This window comes from Bradyrhizobium rifense (genome assembly GCF_008123425.1).
Taxonomy (GTDB): Bacteria; Pseudomonadota; Alphaproteobacteria; order Rhizobiales; family Xanthobacteraceae; genus Bradyrhizobium; species Bradyrhizobium rifense.
Window position 1 is genome coordinate 1 of sequence record NZ_VSSS01000095.1, and the last position, 1,179, is coordinate 1,179.

General features: G+C 63.4%; 1 protein-coding gene. It reads right to left on the reverse strand.

Features of this window, described 5'->3' with window-relative positions; translation table 11 throughout:
* Positions 1–18: 18 nt before the first annotated feature.
* The gene (locus FXB40_RS45485; RefSeq protein ID WP_148778772.1) at positions 19–966 is read right to left on the reverse strand and encodes an IS110 family RNA-guided transposase; all 948 of its coding nucleotides are present in this window, start codon (positions 964–966) and stop codon (positions 19–21) included.
* Positions 967–1,179 lie beyond the last annotated feature (213 nt).

The window sequence follows — 1,179 nt, forward strand, 5'->3', positions numbered from 1 at the left end:
CGTAGCAACCATTAAGAGCTAGGCTGCTTTTTCGGTCCAGGGCGTGCCGCGCTGTACGACAGTGTTGGCGTAGATCAGGAGTTTCCGGGCGCAGGCGATCAGTGCAGCGTTGTGGGCTTTGCCCTTTGCCATGAGGCGGGCATACAGCGCGATCAGAGCCTTGTTCCAACGGAAGGCCGCCGGAAGGGCCGCGGCGAACAGGGAGCGCCGCAGGCGGCTGCGGCCTCCGGCGATTTTGCGCTGTCCGCGGTGTTGTCCGCTATCTGCATCGAAGGGGGCCAGCCCGGCCAGGGCTGCGGCTTCCTCACGACTGACGCGACCGAGCTCCGGCATGCGGATGACGATCGCCAGCGCCGTGCGCTCGCCGATGCCGGGAATGCTGAGCACCAGCTTGAGCCGCTTGGCCAGATCGTCATAGGCGCGAAGACGCTTGGCAATGTCGCGTATCTGGGTCGACTTGCGTGCCTTCAGCCTGGCGATGTCGCTGTTGACGAGGCGTCGCAGTGCAGGCTCGTCGATGTGCTCAAGCCGGGTCTTGAAGCGCCTGATGTCCTCCTCGATCTGCTCGAGGAAGGTCAGATAGTCGGCCAATTCGGTCAATCGCGGATCCGGCGCGACCTCTGGCGGATCGAGGGCTGCAGCGCAAGCCGCGATCAAAATCGCGTCGAGCGCATCGTTCTTGGCCCGGCGTAAATGGACCTGGCCGAACGCCTTGACCTGAAGCGGCTGCAGCAACAGCACGGTAAAGCCGGCCGAGCGCAAATGCTCCACCACGCCACGCTCATAGCCGCCAGTCGCCTCGATCCCGACCCGCGTGACGCCGGCCTTGGCCAGGTTTGCTGCCAGAGCGCGCCAACCCGGCAAAGCATTGGCGACCTGCCAGCGTTCGGTTCGACCGTGAACCGCGATGTCGAGCTTAGCCTTCGATGTATCGATCCCAGCCGTCGTTATGCTAGTCTGTGTCATCTTCGTCGACCCTGCCTTGTGAAGCGAACCAAGTTGTTCCGGCAACCATCCGGGTCCGATGAAGGTGCTGACGCGATCACGCTACGGGGCAGCCACAAACTGCTCTGGGTGGGCTCGATCCGATCGCCAGCGGCCTGCCGTGGTTGCAGCCGCGGCAGGCCATTCCTCATGGAACAGGTCAAGGATAAGCGATCGCGCTATTACAAGGGTGGG